Source organism: Streptomyces sp. 840.1, from assembly GCF_003751445.1.
GTDB lineage: Bacteria > Actinomycetota > Actinomycetes > Streptomycetales > Streptomycetaceae > Streptomyces.
Genome location: NZ_RJUU01000001.1, coordinates 2,689,090 through 2,715,274 on the forward strand (window position 1 = coordinate 2,689,090; position 26,185 = coordinate 2,715,274).

General features: G+C 71.2%; 22 protein-coding genes and 1 tRNA gene. 15 read left to right on the plus strand and 8 right to left on the minus strand.

Going from position 1 to position 26,185, the window contains the following annotated elements; genetic code table 11:
• Window positions 1-244: 244 nt before the first annotated feature.
• The 11 genes from EDD93_RS12320 to EDD93_RS12375 all read left to right on the plus strand — a co-directional run bounded on the left by EDD93_RS12320 (window position 245) and on the right by EDD93_RS12375 (window position 17,052).
• Window positions 245-2,680, plus strand: coding sequence for a sodium-translocating pyrophosphatase (locus tag EDD93_RS12320; RefSeq protein WP_123525196.1), 2,436 nt, complete (start codon window positions 245-247; stop codon window positions 2,678-2,680).
• A gap of 429 nt (window positions 2,681-3,109) precedes the next feature.
• Window positions 3,110-3,787 (plus strand): small secreted protein, encoded by a 678-nt coding sequence (locus EDD93_RS12325; RefSeq protein WP_123525197.1) that lies wholly within the window; start codon window positions 3,110-3,112, stop codon window positions 3,785-3,787.
• A 130-nt stretch (window positions 3,788-3,917) separates the two neighbouring features.
• Window positions 3,918-5,453, plus strand: coding sequence for a methyltransferase (locus EDD93_RS12330; RefSeq protein WP_123525198.1), 1,536 nt, complete (start codon window positions 3,918-3,920; stop codon window positions 5,451-5,453).
• Entirely contained in the window at window positions 5,450-5,893 is a 444-nt protein-coding gene (locus EDD93_RS12335; protein WP_260255955.1) for a hypothetical protein, read from the plus strand. Before EDD93_RS12330 ends, EDD93_RS12335 begins: the two co-directional genes overlap by 4 nt.
• Window positions 5,890-6,342 (plus strand): ABC transporter permease, encoded by a 453-nt coding sequence (locus EDD93_RS12340; RefSeq protein WP_260255916.1) that lies wholly within the window; start codon window positions 5,890-5,892, stop codon window positions 6,340-6,342. Before EDD93_RS12335 ends, EDD93_RS12340 begins: the two co-directional genes overlap by 4 nt.
• A gap of 164 nt (window positions 6,343-6,506) precedes the next feature.
• Window positions 6,507-6,704, plus strand: a complete 198-nt coding sequence (locus tag EDD93_RS12345; protein ID WP_123525199.1) for a hypothetical protein — start codon at window positions 6,507-6,509, stop codon at window positions 6,702-6,704.
• 359 nt (window positions 6,705-7,063) lie between these two features.
• Window positions 7,064-9,946 carry a type I DNA topoisomerase gene (topA, locus tag EDD93_RS12350; RefSeq protein WP_123525200.1) on the plus strand — a complete coding sequence of 961 codons (2,883 nt, stop codon included), beginning with the start codon at window positions 7,064-7,066 and terminating at the stop codon, window positions 9,944-9,946.
• 463 nt (window positions 9,947-10,409) lie between these two features.
• A complete protein-coding gene (tmk, locus tag EDD93_RS12360) occupies window positions 10,410-13,694 on the plus strand; it encodes a dTMP kinase (RefSeq protein ID WP_185092292.1) in 3,285 nt (1,094 codons plus the stop codon).
• Window positions 13,695-14,000: 306 nt separating this feature from the next.
• Window positions 14,001-15,206 (plus strand): DNA polymerase III subunit delta', encoded by a 1,206-nt coding sequence (locus tag EDD93_RS12365; RefSeq protein ID WP_123525203.1) that lies wholly within the window; start codon window positions 14,001-14,003, stop codon window positions 15,204-15,206.
• 108 nt (window positions 15,207-15,314) lie between these two features.
• Window positions 15,315-16,859, plus strand: coding sequence for an alpha/beta hydrolase (locus EDD93_RS12370; RefSeq protein WP_123525204.1), 1,545 nt, complete (start codon window positions 15,315-15,317; stop codon window positions 16,857-16,859).
• 119 nt (window positions 16,860-16,978) lie between these two features.
• Window positions 16,979-17,052: transfer RNA gene (locus EDD93_RS12375), tRNA-Thr, on the plus strand.
• A gap of 53 nt (window positions 17,053-17,105) precedes the next feature.
• On the opposite strand, the gene EDD93_RS12380 is transcribed toward EDD93_RS12375, so the two are convergent.
• Window positions 17,106-17,795 carry a TetR/AcrR family transcriptional regulator gene (locus EDD93_RS12380; protein WP_123525205.1) on the minus strand — a complete coding sequence of 230 codons (690 nt, stop codon included), beginning with the start codon at window positions 17,793-17,795 and terminating at the stop codon, window positions 17,106-17,108.
• 141 nt (window positions 17,796-17,936) lie between these two features.
• Here EDD93_RS12380 and EDD93_RS12385 point away from each other — a divergent pair, with 141 nt between their 5' ends.
• Window positions 17,937-18,686 carry an SDR family oxidoreductase gene (locus EDD93_RS12385; RefSeq protein ID WP_185092293.1) on the plus strand — a complete coding sequence of 250 codons (750 nt, stop codon included), beginning with the start codon at window positions 17,937-17,939 and terminating at the stop codon, window positions 18,684-18,686.
• A gap of 87 nt (window positions 18,687-18,773) precedes the next feature.
• Here EDD93_RS12385 and EDD93_RS40170 read toward each other — a convergent pair whose 3' ends face one another.
• Window positions 18,774-19,370: a hypothetical protein gene (locus EDD93_RS40170; RefSeq protein WP_260255702.1), complete on the minus strand. Its 597-nt coding sequence runs from the start codon at window positions 19,368-19,370 to the stop codon at window positions 18,774-18,776.
• Window positions 19,371-19,594: 224 nt separating this feature from the next.
• Window positions 19,595-20,011 carry a hypothetical protein gene (locus EDD93_RS12400; RefSeq protein WP_123525206.1) on the minus strand — a complete coding sequence of 139 codons (417 nt, stop codon included), beginning with the start codon at window positions 20,009-20,011 and terminating at the stop codon, window positions 19,595-19,597.
• A 146-nt stretch (window positions 20,012-20,157) separates the two neighbouring features.
• Here EDD93_RS12400 and EDD93_RS12405 point away from each other — a divergent pair, with 146 nt between their 5' ends.
• Entirely contained in the window at window positions 20,158-20,400 is a 243-nt protein-coding gene (locus EDD93_RS12405) for a WYL domain-containing protein (RefSeq protein WP_260255703.1), read from the plus strand.
• Window positions 20,401-20,463: 63 nt separating this feature from the next.
• Here EDD93_RS12405 and EDD93_RS12410 read toward each other — a convergent pair whose 3' ends face one another.
• Entirely contained in the window at window positions 20,464-20,973 is a 510-nt protein-coding gene (locus tag EDD93_RS12410) for an NUDIX hydrolase (RefSeq protein WP_123525208.1), read from the minus strand.
• Window positions 20,970-21,413: a MarR family winged helix-turn-helix transcriptional regulator gene (locus EDD93_RS12415; protein ID WP_123525209.1), complete on the minus strand. Its 444-nt coding sequence runs from the start codon at window positions 21,411-21,413 to the stop codon at window positions 20,970-20,972. The genes EDD93_RS12410 and EDD93_RS12415 overlap by 4 nt, the downstream gene beginning before the upstream one ends.
• Before the next feature lie 196 nt (window positions 21,414-21,609).
• Between EDD93_RS12415 and eno the strand changes: the two genes are divergently transcribed.
• On the plus strand, window positions 21,610-22,926 hold the full coding sequence (eno, locus tag EDD93_RS12420) for a phosphopyruvate hydratase (protein ID WP_123525210.1): 1,317 nt from the start codon (window positions 21,610-21,612) through the stop codon (window positions 22,924-22,926).
• Window positions 22,927-22,948: 22 nt separating this feature from the next.
• On the opposite strand, the gene EDD93_RS12425 is transcribed toward eno, so the two are convergent.
• Complete coding sequence (locus EDD93_RS12425) at window positions 22,949-23,221, minus strand: hypothetical protein (protein ID WP_123525211.1); 273 nt, start codon at window positions 23,219-23,221, stop codon at window positions 22,949-22,951.
• A 150-nt stretch (window positions 23,222-23,371) separates the two neighbouring features.
• Here EDD93_RS12425 and EDD93_RS12430 point away from each other — a divergent pair, with 150 nt between their 5' ends.
• The gene (locus tag EDD93_RS12430; protein ID WP_123525212.1) at window positions 23,372-24,007 is read left to right on the plus strand and encodes a TetR/AcrR family transcriptional regulator; all 636 of its coding nucleotides are present in this window, start codon (window positions 23,372-23,374) and stop codon (window positions 24,005-24,007) included.
• 159 nt (window positions 24,008-24,166) lie between these two features.
• Here EDD93_RS12430 and EDD93_RS12440 read toward each other — a convergent pair whose 3' ends face one another.
• Both EDD93_RS12440 and EDD93_RS12445 read right to left on the minus strand, forming a co-directional pair.
• Window positions 24,167-24,808: a response regulator transcription factor gene (locus tag EDD93_RS12440; protein ID WP_123525213.1), complete on the minus strand. Its 642-nt coding sequence runs from the start codon at window positions 24,806-24,808 to the stop codon at window positions 24,167-24,169.
• A gap of 3 nt (window positions 24,809-24,811) precedes the next feature.
• The gene (locus tag EDD93_RS12445; protein ID WP_123527723.1) at window positions 24,812-26,131 is read right to left on the minus strand and encodes a sensor histidine kinase; all 1,320 of its coding nucleotides are present in this window, start codon (window positions 26,129-26,131) and stop codon (window positions 24,812-24,814) included.
• Between the last annotated feature and the right edge of the window lie 54 nt (window positions 26,132-26,185).

Consider the following 26,185-nt stretch of genomic DNA (forward strand, 5'->3'; position numbering starts at 1 on the left):
GCGCGGACGGTCGCCCCTGATCAGTTTTTCGAGGCCCTGCTGAGCAGGGCCTTTTTCATTTCTGGCTTGATCAATGGTCTCCCGCAATGCGTCTGCCCCATTACTGCATTCGGTCCAGTCCGCGAAGGTGATCAATTTCCGTTCGGTGGATGAAGGTCAATTACATTTACCGCGCACTGTTTTGATCGTGTTCCGCTACCTACAATCCGTCCACGTCTTGAGCGCTGAGCGTCAAGGAGGACGTATGGCGGGGTTCGGCACCACACCACTGGCAGAACTGACGCACTATTCCGCACTTTCCGACCCACCCACCACTCTCGCGGCAGCGGTGCTCACCGATGACAACCGTGTCATCGTGATCGTCGTCGCGGTCGTCGCCGTCGCGGCCCTGCTGGTCGCCCAGCTGCTGGCACGTCAGGTGCTGGCGGCCGGTGAGGGCACCGAACGCATGAAGGAGATCGCGGCCGCCGTCCAGGAAGGGGCGAATGCCTATCTGGCCCGGCAGCTGCGCACGGTAGGAATCTTCGCCGTCGTCGTCTTCTTCCTTCTTCTCCTGCTTCCGGCCGACAACTGGTCCCAGCGCGCAGGCCGTTCGGTGTTCTTCCTGGTGGGTGCGCTTTTCTCGGCGGCCACCGGATACATCGGGATGCGGCTCGCTGTACGGAGCAATGTGCGGGTGGCCGCCGCCGCACGTGAGGCGACTCCCGCAGAAGGCGAACCGGAAAAGGATCTCACCGCCGTCTCGCACAAAGCGACGAAGATCGCATTCCGTACCGGGGGTGTGGTCGGCATGATCACCGTGGGCCTCGGGCTCCTGGGTGCCTCCTGCGTGGTGCTCGGCTATGCCGCGGACGCGCCCAAGGTGCTGGAGGGCTTCGGGCTCGGAGCGGCGCTGATCGCGATGTTCATGAGGGTCGGCGGCGGCATCTTCACCAAGGCCGCCGACGTCGGTGCGGACCTGGTCGGCAAGGTGGAACAGGGAATTCCGGAAGACGATCCGCGCAATGCCGCCACCATCGCCGACAACGTGGGCGACAACGTCGGGGACTGCGCGGGTATGGCGGCCGACCTCTTCGAGTCGTACGCAGTGACGCTGGTCGCCGCGCTCATCCTCGGCAAGGCCGCCTTCGGCGACGCGGGACTCGCCTTTCCGCTGATCGTTCCGGCGATCGGCGTGATCACCGCGATGATCGGCGTCTTCGCGGTCGCGCCGCGGCGCAGTGACCGCAGCGGGATGACCGCCATCAACCGCGGTTTCTTCATCTCGGCGGTCATCTCGCTCGTTCTGGTGGCCGTGGCGGTCTTCGTCTACCTGCCGTCCACGTACGCGGACCTGGACGGGGTCACCGATGAGTCCATCACCTCGCACGGTGGGGATCCGCGGGTGTTCGCGCTGGTCGCCGTTGCCATCGGCATCGTGCTGGCGGCCCTGATCCAGCAGCTGACGGGCTATTTCACCGAGACCAACCGCCGTCCGGTCCGGGACATCGGCAAGTCCTCGCTGACCGGACCGGCCACCGTCGTACTCGCGGGTATCTCCATCGGTCTGGAGTCCGCCGTCTACACCGCGCTGCTGATCGGGCTCGGTGTCTACGGGGCGTTCCTGCTCGGCGGCACGTCGATCATGCTGGCCCTCTTCGCGGTGGCGCTGGCCGGTACCGGTCTGCTCACCACCGTCGGGGTCATCGTCGCCATGGACACCTTCGGCCCGGTATCCGACAACGCGCAGGGCATCGCCGAGATGTCCGGCGATGTCAGCGGCGCCGGTGCGCAGGTCCTCACCGACCTGGACGCCGTCGGCAACACCACCAAGGCCATCACCAAGGGCATCGCCATCGCGACCGCCGTTCTGGCGGCGGCGGCGCTCTTCGGTTCCTACCGCGACGCGATCGCCACCGCCGTCGATGACGTGGGCGCCTCGGCCGGGGAGATGGGGCTGAGCCTGGACATCTCGCAGCCCAACAACCTGGTGGGTCTGATCCTCGGCGCCGCGGTCGTGTTCCTCTTCTCCGGCCTGGCCATCAACGCGGTGTCCCGGTCGGCCGGGGCCGTGGTCTACGAGGTGCGGAGGCAGTTCCGCGATCACCCCGGGATCATGGACTACACGGAGAAGCCGGAGTACGGGCGCGTCGTCGACATCTGCACCAAGGACGCGCTGCGCGAGCTGGCCACGCCCGGTCTGCTGGCGGTGCTGGCGCCGATCGCGGTCGGTTTCAGCTTCGGGGTGGGGGCGCTCGGCTCGTATCTCGCCGGTGCGATCGGCACCGGCACGCTGATGGCGGTCTTCCTCGCCAACTCCGGTGGTGCGTGGGACAACGCCAAGAAGCTGGTCGAGGACGGTCACCACGGCGGCAAGGGGAGCGACGCCCACGCCGCGACCGTCATCGGCGACACGGTCGGTGACCCCTTCAAGGACACGGCCGGGCCGGCGATCAACCCCTTGCTCAAGGTGATGAACCTGGTGGCGCTGCTCATCGCGCCCGCGGTGGTGAAGTTCAGCTACGGCGAGGACGCGAACGCCGCGGTGCGCGCGGTGGTGGCGGCGCTCGCCATCGTGGTCATCGTCGGTGCGGTCTACGTCTCCAAGCGGCGCGGGATCGCCGTCGGCGACGACGGGGACTCCGGAGGCGAGGGCGGGGGCAGCTCGGCCCGGCCGAGCGACCCGGCGACCGTCCAGTGAGTCCGGCGGCAGAGGAAGGCCCTGTCAACGGCCTTCCTGGTCGGCGCCGTTAGGCGCCGCGGGGCCGGCAAGCGGGCGGGCGTGGCATTCCGATGCCACGTCCGCCCCTCCACTTCTTCACCGGCCACTCCGCTCGCCCGTCCGATGGGTCGTCCGGCCGTCAGAGGGCCTGCCGCAGGCGCTCGTTGGCTCATCCGCATTGCCTGTCCGGGTGAATCACCCGAAGGGCTTACCTGAATGACCTACCCGAACGAGTGCTTGTTCGGACGGACGTTCCCGTGTGTGGGGGCCGTGTGGGTGAGTTGTATCTCCCTCATTTCGCTTGGTGCAAATGGCTGCAAAAGCTCACCCATCGGACGCCGGGCGCCCGGACGAAGGGCGCTCGGCGTGTAAGTTCCGGGGCCGAGAGCCTTGGAAGGGACCAATCCGGTGAACAAGAAGCTTGCAGCCGCGCTGTCCGGCGGTGCGGTACTGGTACTTACGCTGTCGGGCTGCAGCGACGACAGCGACAACAAGGTGAACGACTGGGCCAAGAAGGTCTGTGACCAGGTCCAGCCCCAGCTGCAGAAGATCGCGAACGCCAACGCCTCCATCCAGCAGCAGACCGCGGACAACAGCAAGCCCGCCGACGTCCAGAAGACCGACTCGGCCGCCTTCAAGCAGATCTCGCAGGCGTACAAGGCGCTCGGCTCGGCCGTCGACTCGGCGGGCCCGCCGCCGGTCGACGACGGCGAGACCACGCAGAAGGAGGCCGTGAAGGAGCTCAACGCCTCCTCCGTGGCCTACGCGAACCTGCAGAAGAAGGTCGATGATCTCGACACGAAGGACCAGGCGAAGTTCGCGGACGGCCTCAAGGACATCGCTGACGAGCTGAACAAGATCAGCACCAACGGTGACCAGGCGCTGAAGAAGCTCCAGTCCGGCGAGGTCGGCAACGCCATGGCCAAGCAGAAGGGCTGCCAGAAGCCGACGGCCCCCGCATCGCCGTCCGCCGACTCCTCCAAGTCGGCGTCTCCCTCGAAGGACTCGAAGAACTCCGAGGACCCGAAGGACGCGAAGGGCTCCAAGGAGGCGTCTTCCTCCGCCTCGGCCGGCGAGAAGTCGTAACCGGCCGGCTCCTGGACGCGGCCCGGCGGCCCTGGGGTCTGTCCGGCGGATCTTCGCGGGCCCACGAAGATCCGCCGGACAGGCCCCGGAGACCGGCGGGCCGCTGCCGTTGTCAGTGGGAGCCGTCACAATGGGTCACGTGAGTAAGACCAGCCTTCCCGCACCCGACCATGCGACCCGGCTTCGCGAAGCCCTGCTCGCCGCCGCCTTCACCGCCGACGGGCTCCTCGACCTGCTCGGCGCACCCGCCTACGCCGCGCTCGCCCGCAGCGAGACCGTCCCGGCGCTGCGCGCCACCCGGGGCGACGCGCCGCTCGACACGCTCGTACGGCTCTTCCTCCTCCAGCGCCCGGTCCCCTCCGGGCGGGCGGCCGCCGTGCTGCCGCTGCCGGAGTGCGTGGCGGACGGCTGGCTGACCGAGACGGACGGCGAGGTGCGCGCGTCCGTCGACGTGCGGCCCTACGGCGGACCGGACGGCCAGGACTGGTTCATCGTCTCCGACCTGGGCTGCGCCGTCGGCGGCGCGGGCGGCATCGGTTCGCACGAGGAGGGCGTCGTCCTCGGTATCGGCGGCGCCTCCACCACCCTCGCCGGGATCACCGTCCGCAGGCCCGTCGCCGCCGCCCTCGACATCGGTACGGGCTCCGGCATCCAGGCGCTGCACGCCTCGCAGCACGCCACCCAGGTCACCGCCACCGACCTCAATCCGCGTGCCCTCGGCTTCACCCGGCTCACCCTCGCCCTGTCCGGCGCCGCCCCGGCCGATCTGCGCGAGGGTTCCCTCTACGAACCGGTCGCGGGAGAGACGTACGACCTGATCGTCTCCAACCCGCCCTTCGTCATCTCGCCCGGCGCCCGGCTCACCTACCGCGACGGCGGCATGGCGGGCGACGACCTGTGCCGGACCCTGGTGCAGCAGACCGGCGAGCGGCTGAACGAGGGCGGTTACGCCCACTTCCTGGCCAACTGGCAGCACACCGAGGACGAGGAGTGGCAGGACCGGCTGCGCTCCTGGGTGCCGCAGGGCTGTGACGCCTGGGTGGTGCAGCGCGAGGTCCAGGACGTCACGCAGTACGCGGAGCTGTGGCTGCGCGACAGCGGCGACCACCGCACGGAGCCCGCGGAGTACGCGGCTCGGTACGACGCCTGGCTGGACGAGTTCGAGGCCAGGGGGACCAAGGGCGTCGGATTCGGCTGGATCACGCTGCGGAAGTCCGCCGCGGCGGCCGCCGGGGACCCGTCGATCGTGATCGAGGAGTGGCCGCATGCGGTGGAGCAGCCGCTCGGACCGGCCATCGAGACGCACTTCGCCCGCCAGGACTATCTGCGGGACCAGGACGACGCGGCGCTGCTGACCGGTCACTTCACCCTGGCCGCCGAGGTCGTACAGGAGCAGGTCGGGCTGCCGGGGGCCGAGGATCCCGAACATGTGGTGCTCCGTCAGAACCGAGGTATGCGGCGGGCGACGAAGGTCGACGCGGTGGGTGCCGGATTCGCCGGCGTGTGCGACGGATCGCTGCCCGCGGGCCGGATCCTCGACGCCATCGCCCAGCTGATGAACGAGGACCCGGTGCTGCTGCGCGACCGCACCCCGCAGGCCATCCGGCTGCTGGTCGAGGAGGGCTTCCTGGAGCCGGTGCCCCCGGCGGGGCGGACGGCCGGATGATCCGGATCGAGCTGGACGCGCCATCGCTCGGTGCGACGCGGATCGCGATCAGCCCGCTGTGGGACGCCTTCTGTAGCCTGCATCTCGCGATGCCGCACCGCGCCCCCTCCCTGCCTTACCAGGAGTGGGTGGTGCGTGCCCGGGAGGTGCTGAGGGAGGACGAGCGGACGCATGCGCTGCGACTGCTGACCGGCGGCCCCCTGAGCTTCCCGGACTTCCTGCTGCCCCGGCCGGTCGGGGCCACGTCCATCGACGCGGAGCTGGAGACGGTCCGGGCCACCCCGACCGACGTCGTACGGGCCGAGGTCGCCGAGCACTACGCGGGGTTCGAGGACCACCCCGGCATCCGCCCGTACCTGATGGATCCCGAGGGGGCCTGCGCGGCCCTCGCCGGAACCGGGCTCCGCTCTGGTTCGGCCGTGCACTGCCGTATGTACTGAACGGCCTCTTCACCAGCGTCTTCACGCTCTCCGCCGCATGCCTGCTGCTCGGTCTGCGGATTCCGGTTGGCGCTGTTCCCGGGCTGGCGGCGGTGCTGCTCGCCGCCGCGGCGGGGTGTTCCGCGTTCGGCCTCGCGCTCGGGGCGCTGGGGTTGCGCCTCGGGGATGTCTTCCTGATCTCGAACGTGGCGAGTTCGGTGCTCCTGGTGCTGACCGGCGCGAACGTGCCGAGGGAGAGTCTGCCGGAGTGGATGCGCGCCGTCGGCGCCGTACTGCCGCTGGCCCACGCGACCGAAGCGGCACGTGAGTTGTCCGCCGGCGCCGGGCTCGACGTCCGGGATCTCGCCGCCGAGCTCGGGACGGGGGCCGGGCACGCGCTGCTCGCCGTCGTGCTGCTGACGGTGTTCGAACGCGGAAGCCGGCGGCGGGCGACCCTCGACGTCATGTGAGCAGGGCCGGTCCCGTGAGCGGGCCCGGTCCTGTGAGCACGGCCGGTACCGCTGTTCACCCGGGGTTCGCGTCGTCGACGCCCGGTGGTGCGAGCCTCCCCGGAACGGCGCGTCACGAAGCCGTACGGCGCGGTCCGCGCCGGGGGACAGAGAGGCGTACGGGTATGGAGAGCGGACCTGCGATCTTCGCCGGTACGGCGTTCGCACTGTTCGGTGCCGCGCTGCTGCTGTGGACGGGGGCGTGCGTGCTGCATCGCGCGCCGGTGGCGTACCGGGTGAGTCCCGTCGCTTCGACCGTACTCGCGACTGTGTTCGGCGTAGTTTTCCTCGTCCTCGGGGTGTGGTGCCTCACACGCGTCTGAGTACGTGTCGAGCACGCGTCCGAGCCCACGTCCGACTCCGCGTCCGAACCCCTCGCGGGCACCCGCGGCCCGGGGCGTGCCCGGAACACGCCCGGACCGCCCGCACCTCGCACCCGGCACCCGCAGGGCCGCCACAGCGCCGCCGAAACCCGCAGGCAGCGGCCCCGCGCACGGCGGACGGAGCGGGCCGGGCGGCAGGAAAGGCGGAAGTCGGGTTACCGTTCGAGTGGCCGTTGCGGGCTTTTGCCGTTTGACACGGGGGCGGGTTGTACCGTCACACTCCGCAGCGACAGCACTGTCGGCAGCGCGATCGCGCTGCCCGGATGCCCACCGAGTGTCGACCGGAGAGAAGAGCGAAGTTGTCCCCGACCAGCGAGACCGCACAGGGCGGCCGCCGACTCGTCATCGTCGAGTCGCCTGCCAAGGCGAAGACGATCAAGGGCTATCTCGGCCCCGGATACGTCGTCGAGGCGAGCGTCGGGCACATCCGCGACCTCCCGAACGGTGCCGCGGAGGTGCCGGACGAGTACACCGGCGAGGTACGTCGGCTCGGGGTGGACGTCGAAAACGACTTCCAGCCCATCTACGTCGTCAATGCCGATAAGAAGGCCCAGGTCAGGAAGCTCAAGCAGCTGCTGGCCGAGTCGGACGAACTCTTCCTCGCCACCGATGAGGACCGCGAGGGCGAAGCCATCGCGTGGCACCTGCAGGAAGTCCTCAAGCCGAAGGTCCCGGTCCACCGGATGGTCTTCCACGAGATCACCAAGGACGCGATCCGGGCCGCCGTCGCCAACCCGCGCGAGCTCAACCAGCGCATGGTCGACGCCCAGGAGACCCGCCGAATCCTCGACCGCCTCTACGGCTACGAGGTCTCGCCGGTCCTGTGGAAGAAGGTCATGCCGCGACTGTCGGCGGGCCGCGTCCAGTCCGTCGCCACCCGCCTCGTCGTCGAGCGGGAGCGCGAGCGCATCGCCTTCCGCTCCGCCGAGTACTGGGACCTGACCGGCACCTTCGCCACCGGCCGCAGCGGTGACGCCTCCGACCCCTCGACGCTCACCGCCCGCCTCAGCGCGGTCGACGGGCGCCGCATCGCCCAGGGCCGCGACTTCGGTCCGGACGGTCAGCTCAAGGCCGCCTCCGGCCAGACGCTGCACCTGGACGAGACGAACGCCCGCGCCCTGGCCGCCGCGCTCGCCGACTCCTCGTTCGCCGTGCGCTCCGTCGAGTCGAAGCCGTACCGCCGCTCCCCGTACGCGCCCTTCCGCACGACGACCCTCCAGCAGGAGGCGAGCCGGAAGCTGGGCTTCGGGGCCAAGGCCACCATGCAGGTCGCGCAGAAGCTGTACGAGAACGGCTTCATCACCTATATGCGTACCGACTCCACGACCCTCTCGGACACCGCGATCTCCGCGGCCCGCGCCCAGGTCACGCAGCTCTACGGTGCCAATTACCTGCCGGACAAGCCGCGCACGTACGCCGGCAAGGTCAAGAACGCGCAGGAGGCGCACGAGGCGATCCGCCCCTCCGGCGACCGCTTCCGCACCCCTGCCGAGACCGGCCTGACCGGCGACCAGTTCCGGCTCTACGAGCTGATCTGGAAGCGGACCGTCGCCTCCCAGATGAAGGACGCGGTCGGTAACTCCGTCACCGTCAAGATCGGTGGCCGGGCGAGCGACGGCCGTGACGCCGAGTTCTCCGCCTCCGGCAAGACGATCACCTTCCACGGCTTCATGAAGGCGTACGTCGAAGGCGCCGACGACCCGAACGCCGAGCTCGACGACCGTGAGCGCCGGCTGCCGCAGGTCGCCGAGGGCGACGCGCTGTCCGCCGACGAGGTGTCGGTCGACGGCCACGCGACGAAGCCGCCGGCCCGCTACACCGAGGCCTCGCTGGTCAAGGAGCTCGAAGAGCGCGAGATCGGCCGCCCGTCGACGTACGCCTCGATCATCGGGACGATCCTCGACCGCGGCTACGTCTTCAAGAAGGGCACGGCCCTCGTGCCGTCCTTCCTGTCGTTCGCCGTGGTCAACCTGCTGGAGAAGCACTTCGGCCGGCTCGTGGACTACGACTTCACCGCCCGCATGGAGGACGACCTCGACCGCATCGCACGCGGTGAGGCCCAGTCGGTGCCGTGGCTGAGGCGTTTCTACTTCGGCGCGACGGACGGCGACGACACGGCCGGTGCCGGAAAGGCCTCCGACGCGGGCAACGGCGACGGCGACCACCTCGGCGGGCTCAAGGAGCTCGTCACCGACCTCGGTGCGATCGACGCCCGGGAGATCTCCTCGTTCCCGGTCGGCAACGACATCAAGCTCCGGGTCGGCCGCTACGGCCCCTACATCGAGCGCGGCGAGAAGGACTCCGAGGGCCACCAGCGCGCGGACGTCCCCGAGGACCTGGCGCCCGACGAGCTGTCCGTCGAGTACGCGGAGGAGCTGCTGGCCAAGCCGAGCGGCGACTTCGAGCTCGGCGCCGACCCGGTCAGCGGGAACCAGATCATCGCCAAGGACGGGCGCTACGGTCCGTACGTCACCGAGGTGCTGCCCGAGGGCACCCCGAAGACCGGCAAGAACGCGGTGAAGCCGCGGACGGCTTCGTTGTTCAAGTCGATGTCGCTGGACACGGTGACGCTGGCCGACGCGCTGAAGCTGATGTCGCTGCCGCGCGTCGTCGGTGAGGACGCCGAGGGCGTCGAGATCACCGCGCAGAACGGCCGCTACGGCCCGTACCTGAAGAAGGGCACGGACTCGCGGTCGCTGACCTCCGAGGACCAGCTCTTCGACATCACCCTCGACGAGGCCCTCGCCATCTACGCCCAGCCGAAGCAGCGGGGGCGGGCCGCCGCCAAGCCGCCGCTGAAGGAACTGGGCACCGACCCGGTGAGCGGTGCTCCGGTCGTCGTGAAGGACGGGCGCTTCGGCGCGTACGTGACCGACGGCGAGACGAACGCGACGCTGCGGTCCGACGACAGCGTCGAGGAGATCACGCCGGAGCGGGGCTACGAGCTGCTCGCGGAGAAGCGGGCCAAGGGGCCGGCCAAGAAGAAGACGGCGAAGAAGGCTCCGGCGAAGAAGGCCGCCGCGAAGAAGGCGCCGGCTAAGAAGGCGACCGCGGCCAAGAAGACGGTGGCCAAGAAGACGACCGCGAAGAAGGCGACGGCTACGGCGGCGAAGAAGACCGCGGCGAAGAAGTCCTCCGCCTCAGCCGCCTCCTCTACTTCTACGGCTCCCACGGAGGAGTGACCTCGCGGGGTCGATGAGTTTCGCTGCGCCGGGCGGGCTGGAGTTGTTTCTCCGGCCCGTCCGGCGCGTTGTTCTGCGCCTGCGGCGGGCCTTGTCCCCTGCCCGCCCCTTCCCGTAACCGGGGCTCCGCCCCGGACCCCGCTCCTCAAACGCCGGAGGGGCTGCAATGGGGCGGGCAGGGGGCTGGAAGGGTGCCCGTCTGGAAGTGGCGGGGGGACGGGCGAGAGCTGGAAGGGTGCCGTCCGGGGGTGACGGGGGGAACAGGCGAGAGCTGGAAGGGTGCCGTCCGGGGGTGACGAGGGGCGGGCGAGGGCTGGAGGGTGCCGTCCGGAGGTGGCGGGGGGGCGGGCGAGGGCTGGGAGGGTGCCGTTCGGAGGGGCTGGAATGGGGCGGGAGGGGTTCTGGTGGTCGTATGTTCGGACGCGGCCCCCGGGCACCGGTCCGCTCCCGATAGGCTGGGCGGATGACGCGAGCCGAGCAGCCAACGGTCGTGAGCCCCACCTCCGACACACTTGCCGCAGACTCACGCGAGCGCGCCGTACGAGCCCTGTTGCGCATTCCCCCGCTGAAGCGGTTGTGGAGCGCCCAGCTCGTCGGTGGTATCGGCGATGCACTCGCCCTTCTCGTGCTGGTGCTGCTGTCGCTGCAAGCGGCGGTCCTTGAGGGCTCATTCGGATCCGGATACCGCGGGGCGGCCTTTGCCGTCGCCGCCGTGTTCGGTGCCCGGATTATTTCCACCTTGCTCTTCGGAGCCGTACTCCTGGGGCCTTTGACGACCCTGACGGCGCCCGGCGGGCCGATCGACCGGCGATGGCTGATGATCGGGGCGGACGGGCTGCGGCTCGCGCTGCTGGTCGTCGCGCCGCTGTGGATCGACTGGACGCCCGACAGGGCGCTCATGATGATCCTGATCACCGTCTTCGTCACCGGCGTCGGTGAACGCCTGTGGCGGGTCGCCAAGGAGAGCGCCGCTCCCGCGCTGCTGCCCGCCCCGCCCATCGAGGGCGCCGCGGTGCGCCCGCTGCCCGACCACCTCGACCCGCTGCGCCGGCTCTTCCTGCGCACCGACTTCGCCGCTGTCCCCGCCGCCGCGGCCGTGCTGCTGGTGGCCACGCTGATCGGGAACCTGCTGGGCTCGGGCCTGGACTGGTTCTCCTTCCACCAGGCGGCCCTCGGCTCGTACGTCGCGGCCGGGCTGTTCTCCGCCTCCATCTCCATCCTGTACTTCCTGGAACTGCCCGGTACGGCCACGCCCCGGCCGCGCTCCCCGCTCGAGGGGCTGCGCCGGCCGTCCGGCGGCCACGGACCGGACAAGGGCCGCACCGGTGCCGTCCCGCTGATCGTCGGCACCTGCGCCGCCGTCGCCGGAGCGATCGCGGCAGCGGGCGCCGTCGCCGTGCTGCACGCCACCGACCTGGGCGGCGGTCCCGCCACCCTCGCGCTGCTGATCCTCGCCCTCACCGGTGGTGCGGGCGTGGGTATCCGCACCGCGGGCAAGGTGCTGCCGACGCTGTCGCGGCGCCGGCTGCTCTCCCTGGCCACCGCCGTCACCGGCGTCGCGCTGCTGGTCATGGGCCTGGTCCCGGACACGGCGACCGTCGTGCTGATCGCCGTGCTCGCCGGATACGCGGCGGGCGTCGCCGCGAACACCGGCCATGTCCTCGTCGACCAGGAGACCGAGGAGTCCCGCCGGGTCCGCACCACCGAACACCTCCAGGCCGTCGTCCGGGTCCTGATCGCGCTCGGCGCGGTCGGCGGCCCGCTGGTGGCCGCCGCCATAGGAACGCACCGGCTGACAGCCGGGGACTTCGTCTTCGCGCACGGCGGCGCCGCCTTCACCCTGATGCTGATCGGTGCCCTGCTGCTGCCGGTCGCCGCGATCGTCCTCGCGAAGACGGACGACCGTTCCGGGGTGCCGCTGCGCCGCGATCTGCGCGAGGCGCTGCGCGGCGGCGACCCCGCCGTCGCACCCGCCACCACCGGTTTCTTCCTCGCTCTGGAGGGCGGCGACGGAGCCGGCAAGTCCACCCAGGTCGAGGCGCTCGCCGAGTGGATCCGGGCCAAGGGCCACGAGGTCGTCGTCACCCGGGAACCCGGTGCCACGCCCGTCGGCAAGCGGCTGCGGTCGATCCTGCTCGACGTGTCGTCGGCCGGGCTCTCCAACCGTGCCGAGGCCCTGCTGTACGCCGCCGACCGTGCCGAGCACGTCGACTCGGTCGTACGTCCGGCCCTCGATCGCGGCGCGATCGTCATCTCCGACCGCTACATCGACTCGTCCGTCGCCTACCAGGGCGCGGGCCGCGATCTCGCGCCGACCGAGATCGCCCGGATCTCCCGGTGGGCGACGAGCGGGCTCGTACCGCATCTGACGGTGCTCCTGGACGTCGACCCGGAGACCGCGCGGGAACGGTTCACCGAGGCACCCGACCGGCTGGAGTCCGAGCCGCCCGAGTTCCACGCCCGCGTGCGCTCCGGCTTCCTGACGCTGGCCGCGGCCGACCCGACGCGCTACCTGGTGGTGGACGCCGGCCAGGACCCGGAGTCGATCACCACCGCCGTACGGCACCGGCTCGACCAGCTCCTCCCGCTCTCCGAGGCCGAGATCAAGGCCCTGGAAGAGGCCCGCAAGGCCGCCGAGGAGGAGGCCAGGCGCCTCGCCGAGGAAGAGGCCGCGCGCAAGGCCGAGGAGGAGCGTCTGGAGCGCGAGCGCCAGGAGCAGCTCGCCAGGCTCCGTGCCGAGGAGGAGGAGCGCAAGCGCCAGGAGCTGGAGGAGGCGCGCCGCCGCGAGGCCGAACGCCAGGCCGAGGAGGCCCGGCAGCGCGCCGAGGAGGCCCGCCGGATCGCGGAGGAGGAGCGGGCCCGGCTGGAGGCCGAGGAAGCGGCCCGCGAGGCCGAGCAGGCGCGGCTGCGCCGGCAGGCCGAGGAAGAGGCGCGGCTGCGCAAGGAGGCCGAGGCGCTGCGTCTTGAGAAGCAGCGCAAGGCCGAGGAGTCGCTGCTGAGGGCCGAGGCGGCACGCCGCCAGGCCGAGGCCGAGTCGGCCGCCGCAGCCGAGACCGCGCGTGCGGAGGCCGCCGCGGCGGAGGCGGAAGCGGCCGAGGCCGCCGCCAGGGATGCCGCCGCTCGGGCCGCACGGGAGCGGGAGGAGCGCCGGGAGTCCCGGGACTCCGGCCCGTCCGTGCCGGACAACGAGCTGACCGTGCCGACCCCGATCGTCAACCCCAACGAGATCACTCAGCCGGTTCCCTCCCCGGTGGAGCCGTCGTCCGGATCCACCCGTTCCGATTCCCGGTCCTCGTCCGCCACCTGGCCGTCCGACGAGGCCGAGACGACGATGATCCCGAAGTTCACCGAACCGGACGAGCGCTCCGGCGGCCGTGACGCGGCAGGCGCGATGGACGAGACCACGGTCCTTCCGCCGGTTCGGGACGCGGGCCGCGGCTCCGAGCGGGACACCGATCCGACCGGCCGGGTACCGAGGGGCATATTCCGGGACGAGCACCCGGCGGGCTCCGTACCGGAGCGCGAGAACGAGCGCACCCGCGAGCTCCCGCAGATCACGGACCCGAACGCGCCCCGGCCGGCCCCGGACCAGCAGGAGCGCTCCGGCCGGCAGTCCCGGCGGCCCCGCCCCGACTGGGCGGAGGAGACTCCACTGGACGACCTGCCGACGCTGGCCGACGAACTGCTCGGCGACCACGACGACGAGAGCCCCGATTCCCGGGGCCGGGGACGTCGCCCGCGCGGCTGAATCCGGTACGCAGGGGAGCCCCGGTACTTCCGGGGCTCCCCTGCTCCCGTTTTCCCGTGCGTTCCCGCTCTCCTGTTCCTCCTGCTCTCCCGCTCTCCTGTTCCTCCTGCTCTCCCGCTCTCCCGCTCTCCTGCTCCCGGGCTCTTCACGACCCGGTGCCTGCCGGGACTGTCAGACCTGTCCCTCACAATGGGAAGCCGGATCGACGAGTGCCATGGCCCACTGCCGTGGCGAGAGCCACGCAGGGCCGGGCGCTGTTCCACGGAACGGCAGCTCGGCCGCACACCACCGGAAGGGCGGTGCCTCATGTCCGTATGGGACGACCTGGTCGGCCAGGACCGGGTACAGGAACAGCTCGGTGCCGCCGCCCGGGACGCCGACGTGCTGGTCTCCGCCATCTCCGCGGGAAAGCCGGTGCCGTCCGGCTCGAAGATGACCCATGCCTGGCTGTTCACCGGCCCGCCGGGCTCCGGGCGGTCCACCGCCGCCAGGGCCTTCGCGGCGGCTCTGCAGTGCACCAGTCCGGACCGCGCGATGGGCGGGGCACCGGGCTGCGGATTCTGCGACGGCTGTCACACCAGCCTCATCGGTACGCACGCCGATGTCGACGTGATCCGCACCGACCTGCTCTCCATCGGTGTGAAGGAGACCCGGGAGCTGGTCCGCCGCGCCCAGCTCTCGCCCGCCGTCGGACGCTGGCAGGTCATCGTCATGGAGGACGCCGACCGCCTCACCGAGGGCGCGGGCAACGTCCTGCTGAAGGCGATCGAGGAGCCGGCGCCGCGCACCGTGTGGCTGCTCTGCGCGCCCTCCCTCGAAGACGTGCTGCCCACGATCCGCTCCCGCTGCCGCCACCTCACGCTGCGCACCCCGTCGGTCGAAGCGGTCGCCGATGTCCTGATCCGGCGGGACGGCATCGACCCGGAGCGGGCCGCGTCCGCCGCCCGCGCCACCCAGGGGCACATCGGCAGGGCCCGCCGCCTCGCCACCGACGAGCGCGCGCGTTCCCGCCGCGCGGCGGTCCTCAAACTGCCGCTGCGCGTCGAGGACATCGGCGGCTGCCTCAAGGCCGCGCAGGAGCTGATCGACACCGCCACCGACGACGCGAAGCAGGTCGCGGAGGACGTGGACGTCAAGGAGACCGAGGACATGAAGGCCGCGCTCGGCGCCTCCGCCGGGGGCCGGATGCCGCGCGGCACGGCCGGGGTGATGAAGGAGCTGGAGGACAAGCAGAAGCGCCGACGGACCCGTACGCAGCGCGACAGCCTCGATCTCGCGCTCACCGAGCTGACCGGCTTCTACCGCGATGTGCTCGCGCTGCAGCTGGGCTCGCGGATCGCCATCGCCAATGCCGACGCGCAGGACTCCCTCGACCGCATCGTCCGCTCGTCCACACCCGAGCGGACCCTGCGCCGGATCGAGGCGGTGACCGCCTGCCGCCGGGCGCTGGACCGCAACGTGGCTCCGCTGCTCGCGGTGGAGGCCATGACGATGGCGCTGCGGGCGGGCTGAGCCCAGGAGGGGGCGCCACCGCGGCTCCCTGGCAGTGTCCGGGCACACCGAATCACCCGTATGAGTAGGGAATCGGGCGAGTCGTCACCCGGCGGCTACGCTCCGGACATGGACACCAGGCGCCCGCTCCGCACCCTCGCCATCGCGCTCGGCACTGCCGGCCTGCTCATCTCCGGTTGCAGCAGCGGAAGTTCGACGACGAGCGCCTCGTCGTCCACACCGGCGGCCACCGCATCGCCGGTCCCGGCGGCGCTGAAGACGTACTACGCACAGCACCTCAGCTGGCGGGACTGCGGTGTCACCGGGTTCCAGTGCACGACGATGAAGGCGCCGCTCGACTACGCGAAGCCGGACGCCGGTGAGATCAAGCTGGCGGTCTCCCGCAAGAAGGCCACCGGGCCCGGCAAGCGGATCGGCTCGCTGCTGGTGAATCCGGGCGGGCCCGGCGGATCGGCCATCGACTACCTCCAGGGCTACGCCGCGATCGGCTACCCCGCCCAGGTGCGGGCCCGGTACGACATGGTGGCCATCGATCCGCGCGGGGTGGCGCGCAGCGAACCCGTGAAGTGCCTCACCGGTCCGCAGATGGACGCCTATACGCAGGTCGACCAGACGCCGGACGACGCCGGTGAGGTCACCGCGCTGAGCGGTGCGTTCAAGAAGTTCGCCGCAGGCTGCGAGCAGCGATCCGCGGAGATCCTGCCGCATGTCTCCACCGTCGAGACAGCGCGTGACATGGATGTCCTGCGCGCGCTGCTCGGCGACGAGCGGCTGAACTACGTGGGGGCCTCGTACGGCACCTTCCTGGGCGCCACGTACGCCGAACTCTTTCCGGCACGGGTGGGCAGGCTCGTCCTGGACGGTGCGATGGATCCGTCGCTGCCCTCGGCCGAGATGAACCGCGACCAGACCGCGGGGTTCGAGACGGCGTTCCAGTCCTTCGCCGGTGACTGCGTGAAGAAGGCGGGCTGCCCGCTCGGCACCACGTCCGCCTCGGACGCCGCGGACAGGCTGAAGCAGCTCTTCGCCGACCTCGACGCCAAGCCGATCGACACGGGTGACTCGCGCAAGCTCGGGGAGTCCCTGGCCACCACGGGGGTCATCGCCGCCATGTACGACGAGGCGGCCTGGCCGCAGCTCCGTGACGCGCTCACGGCTGCCAGGAAGGGCGACGGCTCCGGCCTGCTCTCGCTGGCGGACAGCTACTACGAGCGGGAGCCGAACGGCACGTACGCGAACCTGATGTACGCGAACGCGGCCGTCAACTGCATCGACCTCCCGCCCGCCTTCACCACCTCCGCAGCGGTCACCCGGTCGCTCCCCGCCTTCGAGAAGGCCTCCCCGGTCTTCGGCAAGGGCTTCGCCTGGGCCTCCCTGAACTGCGCCTACTGGCCGGTCCGCCCCACCGGCACCCCGCACCGCATCAAGGCCGAGGGCGCGGCCCCGATCGTGGTGGTCGGCACCACCCGGGACCCGGCGACCCCGTACAAGTGGGCCGAGTCCCTGGCCGGCCAGCTCAGCTCCGGGACGCTCCTCACCTACGAGGGCGACGGCCACACGGCGTACGGCCGGGGCAGCGACTGCATCGACACGGCGATCAACACCTACCTCCTGGAGGGCACCCCGCCGAGCGACGGCAAGAAGTGCTCCTGACCCCACCCGCCCAGCCGCTGACCTGCGATGACGTCCCGGCGACAGGGCGGTACGGAGCACCCTCGGAAACTGTGTAGACTTGGGCCCGCTGCTGATCGCACCATGGTGTGGCAGGGCGTGCCGCCTTAGCTCAGTTGGCCAGAGCAACGCACTCGTAATGCGTAGGTCTCGGGTTCGAATCCCGAAGGCGGCTCGGATTAACCCCAGGACTCACTCGCCGTGACCTGGGGTTTTTTCATGCCCTGCTCACGTTCCCGAGCCGGGGGCGGCCGGGGCGACGCCCTGGAGGAGGTTGGCGATCAGCCGGTCCGCGAACTCCGTGCTCAGCGGTTGCGCGGGGAGCAACAGCCGGTGGTAGACGGCGCCCCAGAGCTGGTCGACGATCGTCTCGAGGTCGGCCTCCGCGCGGATCTGGCCGGCTTCCTGCGCGCGGGTGAGGCGTTCGACGGCGAGGGCGCGCCGCTGGATGACGTAGTGCGCCGAGAGCGCCTCCGCCAGGCCGGGGTCGCCCTGGGCGGCTCCGATGATGCCGGCGGTGACGGGGCCGGTGCGGCTCAGGAGGTCGACGAAGCTGTGGAGTTGCGTGGTCAGGTCGCGCCTGATGTCGCCCGTGTCGGGGAAGGCGAGGGTCTCCTTGAAGGTGTCGAAGTAGGCGTCGAAGGCCAGGGCTCCGGGGGAGGACCACCACTTGTAGAGGGTCATCTTGCTGACGCCCGCGCGGGAGGCGACCTTCGAGAAGGTGAGGGCGTGAACCCCCTCGGTGAGCAGCAGTTCGGCTGCCGCGGTGAGCGTCGCGCGGCGGACGTCCTCCGCGCGACGGCGTCCGCGCCCCGGCTTGAGCGGATCGGTCGTTGCGGCCGCTGGATCAGCTGGCCCCGCAGGCCCCGCAGGCCCCGCTGGACCCGCAGGCCCCGCTGATTCCTCTGATCGCTCCATGCGTCTGCTCCTTGTCCGGCGTGGCCGGCCCGGTGGGTGCGGGCCTGGAGGGATTATATGGACTCGCTGACCATATCTATATGGACCACGAGTCCATATAGGAGTAGTGTACTCACTGTCCATATATAGAGGGAGGTCGTTATGACCACCGTTGAGCAGTCCGCCACCCGTGTGGCGATCGTGACCGGGGGTTCGGGCGGGATCGGCGGTGCCGTCGCCGCCGCACTGGCCGCGCAGGGCATGGCGGTCGTCGTGCACTACTCCGGCAGCCCCGAGCGCGCCGGAGAGGTGGCGGCCGCGATCCAGGAGGCCGGCGGCCTCGCCGTCGCCGCACCCGGTGACGTCGCGGACGAGGAGGCGATGGCCGCCCTCTTCGACGTGGCCGAGGAGCGCTTCGGCGGGGTGGACGTGGTCGTCAACACCGCGGGGATCATGCTGCTCGCTCCGGTGGCCGAGATGGATCTCGACGCCTTCGACCGGATGCACCGGGTCAACGTGCGCGGCACGTTCGTCGTCTCGCAGCTCGCCGCCCGGCGGCTGCGTCCCGGCGGTGCGCTGATCAATTTCTCGACCTCGGTCACCAGGCTCCAGCAGCCGGGTTACGCCGCCTACGCGGCGACCAAGGGAGCGGTCGAGGCGATGACCCTCATCCTCGCCCGCGAACTGCGTGGACGGGACGTCACCGTCAACGCCGTGGCTCCGGGGCCGACCGCGACGCCGCTGTTCCTGGAGGGCAAGAGCTCCGAGCTCGTCGAGCGGATCGCCGCCGCCTCCCCGCTGGAGCGGCTCGGCACGAGCGAGGACATCGCGAGCGCCGTCGCCTTCCTGGCCGGCCCCGACGGCCGGTGGATCAACGGCCAGGTCCTGTTCGCCAACGGCGGCATCGCCTGAGCGCCGGACTCCCGCCGGGGCGCCCCGCCGTCCTCGCCGAGGGCGTGCGAGCCCCGGACGAGGACGGAACGTTCGTCCGCAGCCACCTCATGGCCCCTCATCCGCAAGAGCGGTGAGGATGATGCCTCTTGTCAGGGAGTTCACCCCACTCCCCGACAGTCCGACCTTTGCGTTCCAGGGCGGATGGATGAAGTCCACAGTTCTTTCGTAGCATTTGATCCAGTCGAGGCTCAGGAGCACCGGATCTCCCGTCACGGCAACGGCCGGAGGGGTCGTGAACCGCTGACCGGTGCGCACCACTCCGCCCATACAGCGGACGATGCAGACAGCGGGCGTGGCCCCGCCGTCTTCCACCGAGTGGATCTGCAGCTCCGCAGCAGGGCTGCTGTCCATGTGCGGCGAGCCTCCGCTGCCTGCCTTCTGGGGTGCCGTGCCCGCCCGGCCCGGGTGGTCTCTCGCTTCGGTGTCCCGGAGGTGCCGACCCATGTCGATGTCCCGCTGCAGCGCGCTGAACCGGGGCTCCTCCCGGCTCGCGTCCAGCACGACGACGTGCAGCCGGTCGCCGGCCTCGGGCGGCGGGCAGTTCTCGTCCCACCAGGAGGGGTGCTTCACCTGGTCGATGAATCCGGTCTCGCCGTCCACCTCGACGCGCGAGCCCACCGAAGCGACCGCGATCACGGTCACATCGAGTTCCTGATGATTGCGGAACATCAATCCGGTCCTCCGGAGATATTGACGCAACTGAAGGTCCTGCGTGAGTTCGTTGAAGCGGTCCAGCTTCCCTGCGGCTGGTGGCCGGCCGGATTCGGGCCGTGGTCGAGCTCGTACCGCGCGTGATCGTCGCGTTCAGACCCTTGGTGAACTTGGTGACCGGCTCCTCGTCCAGATGCGGATCGGCCCGTCACCACTCACCGCCCGGCACCCTCTTCGCCCACACCGGCATCGACGGCGACCGCGTCCGGAACGATCCCGGTGACCGGCGGGAAGAACATCGACCCGTCCTCGTCCGCGATGTTCACCGCCAGACCCGCCGGCTCACCCAGCGCCGGCACGATCTCGTCCACGATCCGCGCGCCCAGCAACGCCGCGTAGTCCATCGGCTGATCGCCCGGCCCGTGCAGCACCGCGAACCGGGCCAGCGCCGCCTCGTCGCTGAACCCGCAGATCCACCGCACCCCGCCCATCCGCGCCGACCACAGCGAGTCACTCGCCACCGGCACCAGGAGAATCGAACGCCGCATCTCGCCCAGCAGCGCTCTCGGGTCCCCGACCCCCGCCCTGCGCTCGGCGATCTGCTCGGCGAGCGCCGTCCCTGCCCGGCCCATGTCTCTCCCCCGTCGTAGGTGACTGAAGGCACCGTAGAACAGGACGCGCGACAGGACACGGCCGGTTCTCCCGAAGGACTCCACCGGGGCGCGGTCGTGGCGCCGTCGATCCGCTGTACGTCCAGGAGTCCGGCGCCCGCCCCGGTGTGACCGAGCGCGGGCTGCGGACCTACCGGCTCAGCCGCGTCACGTCCGTCGAGCCGACCGGGGAGCCCGTCGTGCGGCCCGAAGGGTTCGACCTCGCCACGACCTGGCGTCCGTTGGCCGGGGCGATGGAGGACCGCCCGCACGCCGCGACGGCGCGGGGTCTGGCGGACCCCGGGGCCGAGGCCTTCCTGCAGCGGCTGTTCGGAGGCCGGCTGCGGGTGTGTGAACCGGGCGTTGTGTGAACCGGGCGCAGTGCAAGCCGATCGGCGTGTGAGCCGAACGGTGCCGGCGCGTGGGAGGGCCGGTCAGCGATCCCGCAGAGCCTGCGCGATCAGGTCGTGGATGAGGTGCTCACCGGGGGCCCGGTTCTCCGTCAGGCGCGGAAGGTCGTCGGGGCCGAACCAGTCGTAGGCGGTGTGCTTCGCCCATTCCAGCGCGGGGTTGGCCAGATCGCCGTCGACCTCGACGAGGTAGTCGGCCTCGTGCCGCTCCCCGTTTCCGTCGTCGCCGGTCCAGGTGGTGATCCCGAAGAGGCGGCGGACGCGGTGCAGGCGCCAGCCGGTCTCCTCCTCGACCTCGCGGGCGAGCGCGTCCAGCAGCGATTCGCCGGGCTCGACGTGTCCGCCGACGATGTCCCAGCAGTCGGGGAAGAGGCGACGGTGCGGGCCTCGTCTCTGGGCGAAGGCCCTGCCGTCCGGGGCGAGGATCACCGCGCCGACCGCCCACACCTCGCCGTCGGCCGGGACCGGGACCTCGACGCCGTCGTCCACGGTCACCTCGGGGCCGGAGCCGCCAGGCAGTCCGGGCGTGCTCATGACGGCCCGGACAGGCTCTGGCGCCCGGCCAGCCGTTCCATCAGGGCCGCGCTGCGCGCCAGCACCCTGCGTTCCTCCTCGGAGAGTTCGCCCTCGATGGCCTGCGCCAGCCAGCCTGCCCGGCGGCCGCGTTCCGCCTCCAGCGCGGCCCTGCCGGCGTCCGACAGCTCGACCAGGGATTTGCGGCCGTCCGTCGGGTGGGCCCTGCGGGTGACCAGGCCCTGATCGAGGAGCAGGCCGACCGCGCGGGCCATCGACTGCGGGCGCACCCGCTGGTCGGTCGCGAGATCGCTGGTGGTCATGGCGCCGTCGCGGTCCAGAGCGCCGAGCACGGCGACCTGCCCGACCGGGATCAGGTCCTCGCGCTTCACGCGGCGGCTGAGCTTGCCCATCGCGGTACGCAGTTCGGCGGCGACGGTGGCGGCTTCCGGGGTCGGCATAGGGCACTTTAACCCGGAAACGCCGTCGTGCAGCATAACTGTGCAGTGTGGCTGAACAGCAGAGTTGTACAGCGCAACTGAACAGCGCAACTGAACAGCACAACTGAACAGCCATGCTGTACAGTTTCGTCGTGTCGGGCCGAGCGCCAGCGTCGTCGCAGCCAGGGCCCGGCAGGTGATCAGGGAAGGAACTCCTATGCCCGCACGCACAGTTGAGTCGACCACCATCCGCGGCGTCACCGCTCGCGCCGTTCTCGACAGCCGAGGCAACCCCACCGTCGAGGTCGATGTCGTCCTCGCCGACGGCTCCCTGGGCCGCGCCGCAGTGCCTTCCGGTGCCTCCACCGGGGCCCGTGAGGCGGTCGAGCTCCGCGACGGCGACGCCCGGCGCTGGCACGGCAAGGGCGTCGACCGGGCCGTCGACCACGTCAAGGGCGAGATCGCGGCCGCCGTCACCGGGCGCGATGCCGATGACCAGGCCGGCCTCGACGCCGCGCTCATCGCGCTCGACGGCACGCCCGCCAAGGCGCGGCTCGGCGCCAATGCCCTGCTCGGGGTCTCCCTCGCCGCGGCGAAGGCGGCCGCCGCCTCGCACGGGCAGCCGCTCTACCGCTACCTCGGCGGGGTCGACGCCCGGGTGCTCCCGGTGCCCATGATGAACATCGTCAACGGCGGCGCCCACGCCGACAACCCGCTGGACTTCCAGGAGTTCATGATCGCGCCGGTCGGCGCGGGGTCGTTTGCGGAGGCCGTCCGGATGGGCTCCGAGGTCTTCCACACACTCCGCCGCGACCTGCTGGCAGCCGGTCACTCCACCGGCGTGGGGGATGAGGGTGGCTTCGCGCCCGCCCTGCGTACGGCCGAGGAGGCGCTCGACTTCGTCGTGGCGGCGATCGAGCGGACCGGGTACCGGCCCGGCACGGACATCGGCCTCGTCATGGACCCGGCGGCGTCGGAGTTCTACCGGGACGGCGTGTACGTGTACGAGGGGGAGGGCGTCCGGCGCACGTCGGACGAACAGGTCGACTACTTCGCCGAGTTGATCGACGCGTACCCGATCGTCTCGGTGGAGGACCCGATGGCGGAGGACGACCTCGACGGGTGGCGCGAGCTGACTGCGCGCGTCGGGGCCAGGTGCCAGCTGACCGGGGACGACGTGTTCTGCACCAACGAGGCGCTGGTGCGGGAGGGTATTCGTACGGGCGTGGGGAACGCGGTTCTGGTCAAGGTCAACCAGATCGGGACGCTGAGCGAGGCGCTCGGGACGGTGGGCGTCGCGAGGCGGGCCGGGTGGGCGGCGGTCATCTCGCACCGCTCCGGCGAGACGGAGGACACGACCATCGCGGATCTGGCCGTCGCCACGGGGTGCGGGCAGATCAAGACCGGGTCCCTGTCCAGGTCGGACCGTACGGCCAAGTACAACCAGCTCATCCGGATCGAGGAGGAGCTCGGGGAGTCGGCGGTGTACGGACACGCCGCCCCGCCCGCCGAATCGACGGCGTCCGCCGCCTGAAGCGCGCCGGGGGCGGGCGTCCTCAGCGCAGCCGGCGCAGCGTCGCGGTACGGATCCTCAGGAGGTTCGGCAGCAGGCCGTAGACCACTGCCGGGACGACGATGCCGGTGATGACCAGCGTGCGCAGGAGCATCGGGAGGCCCGTCACGTAAGGGCCGATCGCGAGCTGGACGACGGTGAGGGCGGTGAAGACCGCGAGCCAGGTGAGCAGGACCCGCGTGTGTACGGAGGGCGGCGGGACGGGCTGCGCCTGGGTGGTGGCGGGGGCGGTCGGTGAGGCGGTGGTGGTGGGCATCGGAGGTTCCTTCCGTGGGCGGGGACCGTTCGGTGCCGCCGGGGCTCTGCCGCTGCTGCCCGGTGGCGAGCTCCACTGAACCAACCAACTGGTTGGCTGTCAACCATCCAGTTGGTTGGTTCAGTGGTGGACTCGTTCTACGCTGGTGCCATGACCTCGGAAGCGCCATCCACCAAGGAACGGCTCCTCGCTGCGGCGAAGGAGGAGTTCGCGGCCCACGGCATCGCCGGAGCCCGCGTCGACCGGATCGCGGAGCTGGCCGGTGTGAACAAGGAACGGATCTACGGCTACTTCGGCAACAAGCAGAAGCTGTTCGACGCCGTCGTGGGCCGTGCGCTCGACGAGCTGGCCGAGGCCGTCCCGCTCGAGGCCGGTGACGACCCCGCGGAGTACGTGGGCCGGGTGTACGACTTCCACCGGGGCAACCCGGTCCTGGTCAGGCTCTTCTTCTGGGAGGGGCTGCACTACCGCGACGGGGTGCTGCCCAACGAGGACCGCCGCCGAGGCCGTTACGAGGAGAAGATCGCCGCCCTGGCCGAGAGCTTCGGGACCGAGGCCTCGCCGAAGGTCGCGGCCTGCCTGCTCAGCATGATCGGGCTCGCCGCCTGGCCGAACGCGGTACCGCAGCTCGCGCGGCTGATCATCGGTACCGAAGGGGGAGGGCAAGGGGGAGCGGGAGCGGGGGCCGGCGGGGTGGATCTGCGCGCCCACGTGGTGGCGTTCGCCCGCCAGGCACTGTCCGGGCCGGAAGGCGTATCCGTACCCGAGCCCGAGCCCGAGGCCTGAGCCCGGAGACGTATCCGAGCTCGGGGCCGGAGACGTACCCGAGCTCGGGGCCGGAGACGTACCCGAGCCCGGGGCCGGAGACGTACCCGAGCCCGGGTCCGGATACGTACCCGAACCCGGAGACGTACGCGGGGCCGCCGGTACTGCGCCGGACGCGGCCTAACCGCGCAGGTACGCCAGTACGGCCAGCACCCGGCGGTTCGTGGTGTCGTCCAGCGACAGGTCCAGCTTGCCGAGGATGCTGCCGAAGTGCTTGCTGACCGTGCCCTCGCTCACCGTCATCGCCGCGGCGACCGACGCGTTGGACTTGCCCTCCGCCATCAGGGCGAGTACCTCCTGCTCGCGGGCGGTCAGCCGCGACAGCGGGTCCCTGCGGTGCCGGATCAGCTGGCGGACCACCTCGGGATCCACCACCGTGTCACCGGCGCCGACCCGCTGCAGGGCGTCGACGAACTCCTCGACGTGGCCGATCCGTTCCTTGAGCAGGTAGCCGACGCCCCTGCCGTCCGCGGAGTCGAGCAGATCCTCCGCATAGGCGCGCTGGACGTACTGGCTGAGTACGAGGACGGGGAGATCCGGCTGCCGGGTGCGCAGTTCGATCGCGGCGCGCAGGCCCTCGTCCGAGAAGCCCGGCGGCATCCGGACATCGGTCACGACGATGTCCGGGCGGTGCTCGGTGACGGCCGCGATCAGCTCGTCGGCGGTGCCGGCTCCCGCCACCACCTGGTGCCCGAACCGCTCCAGCAGCCCGACCAGTCCCTCCCGCAGGAGCACGCTGTCCTCGGCCAGTACGATCCGCACGGGTCAGGTCCTTCTGTTCGTGGGCGGCTTGCCCGCAGGCGGCGCGGGGACCTCCAGGCGGAACACCGTGGGGCCGCCGACGGGACTGGACAGTAGCAGGTGGCCGCCGAGCACCGAGAGACGGTCGGCCACCCCCTCAAGTCCCGTTCCGCCGCTGGTCACCGCCCCGCCCACGCCGTCGTCCGAGACCTCCACCACGAGCCGTCCCCGCCCGGCCCGGCCGGTCACCCGGGCCCGCCCCGCCCCGCTGTGCTTGGCCACATTGGCGAGCGCCTCGCACACCGCGAAGTAGACCCCGGTCTCGACCGCTTCGAGCAGCCTCTCCGGCACGTCGAGGTCCACGTCCACCGGCACCACCGAGCGGTCCGCGACGTCCTCCACGGCGGCCCGCAGTCCGCGGTCGGTGAGTACCTGGGGATGGATGCCCCGGATCAGCTCCCTGATCTCCACCAGGGCGACCCCGGCCTCCTCGTGCGCCCTGGCCAGCAGCCCGGCCAGCGGTGGCTCCGGGCTCTCCAGCCTGGCCAGGCCGAGCGTCATGGAGAGGGCGACGAGCCGTTGCTGCGCACCGTCGTGCAGATCGCGTTCGATGCGGCGGCGCTCCGCCTCGAAGGCGTCCACCAGACGGGTCCGGGAGCGGCCCAACTCCTGGATCCTGGAGGCGAGTCCGGTCTCCGGCGGGGAGAGCAGCTGCCGGGTCAGCATCGCCCGCCCGGCCGCCAGCAGCCCCAGCGGGTAGGCGAACACGGGCAGCAGGACCACCCCGGCCAGCAGCGCCGCGAAGGCGGGCGGGTAGGAGTGGGCGAGCCAGATCTTGAGCACCCGGACCTCCTCGCCACCGCTCGCCGCCAGCACCGCGGGCGCCGCGATCAGCCCACCGCAGACCGTGAGGGCCGACCCCACGGCCAGCGCCTCCAGCGGCCACAGCACCAGGGCGAACAGCACGGCGTACCCCAACTCGCGCCAGGTGGAACGCTCCTGGAGGCGGGTGCGCAGCCAGGACGACAGCCCGGTGCCGTCCGGTTCGCGGTGCGCCGGGAGTCTCGCAACACGCCCTGGGGACCGGGGGTCGAGCAGCCGCAGCCTGCGCCGCTCCAGCGCGGCCAGCGGGATGCCCGCGAGCACCAGGGTCAGCAGCAGCGGGATGCCGATCAGGACCACCGAGAGCGCACCGCCCGCGACGGTCAGCAGGACCAGCACGGTGAGCGTCGCGATGCCCAGCGGCACGCTGGTCAGCAGGTACAGCGCGGCCCGCCAGGGCCAGGCGCCGAGTACGTAGCCGCGCTGTCGCAGTGCCTGCGGGAGGCCGGGGGATGAGGGCATGGGGGAACGGTAGGCGGCGCCCGGGAGCCGGACCACCCAGCAGCGTCGACCCCG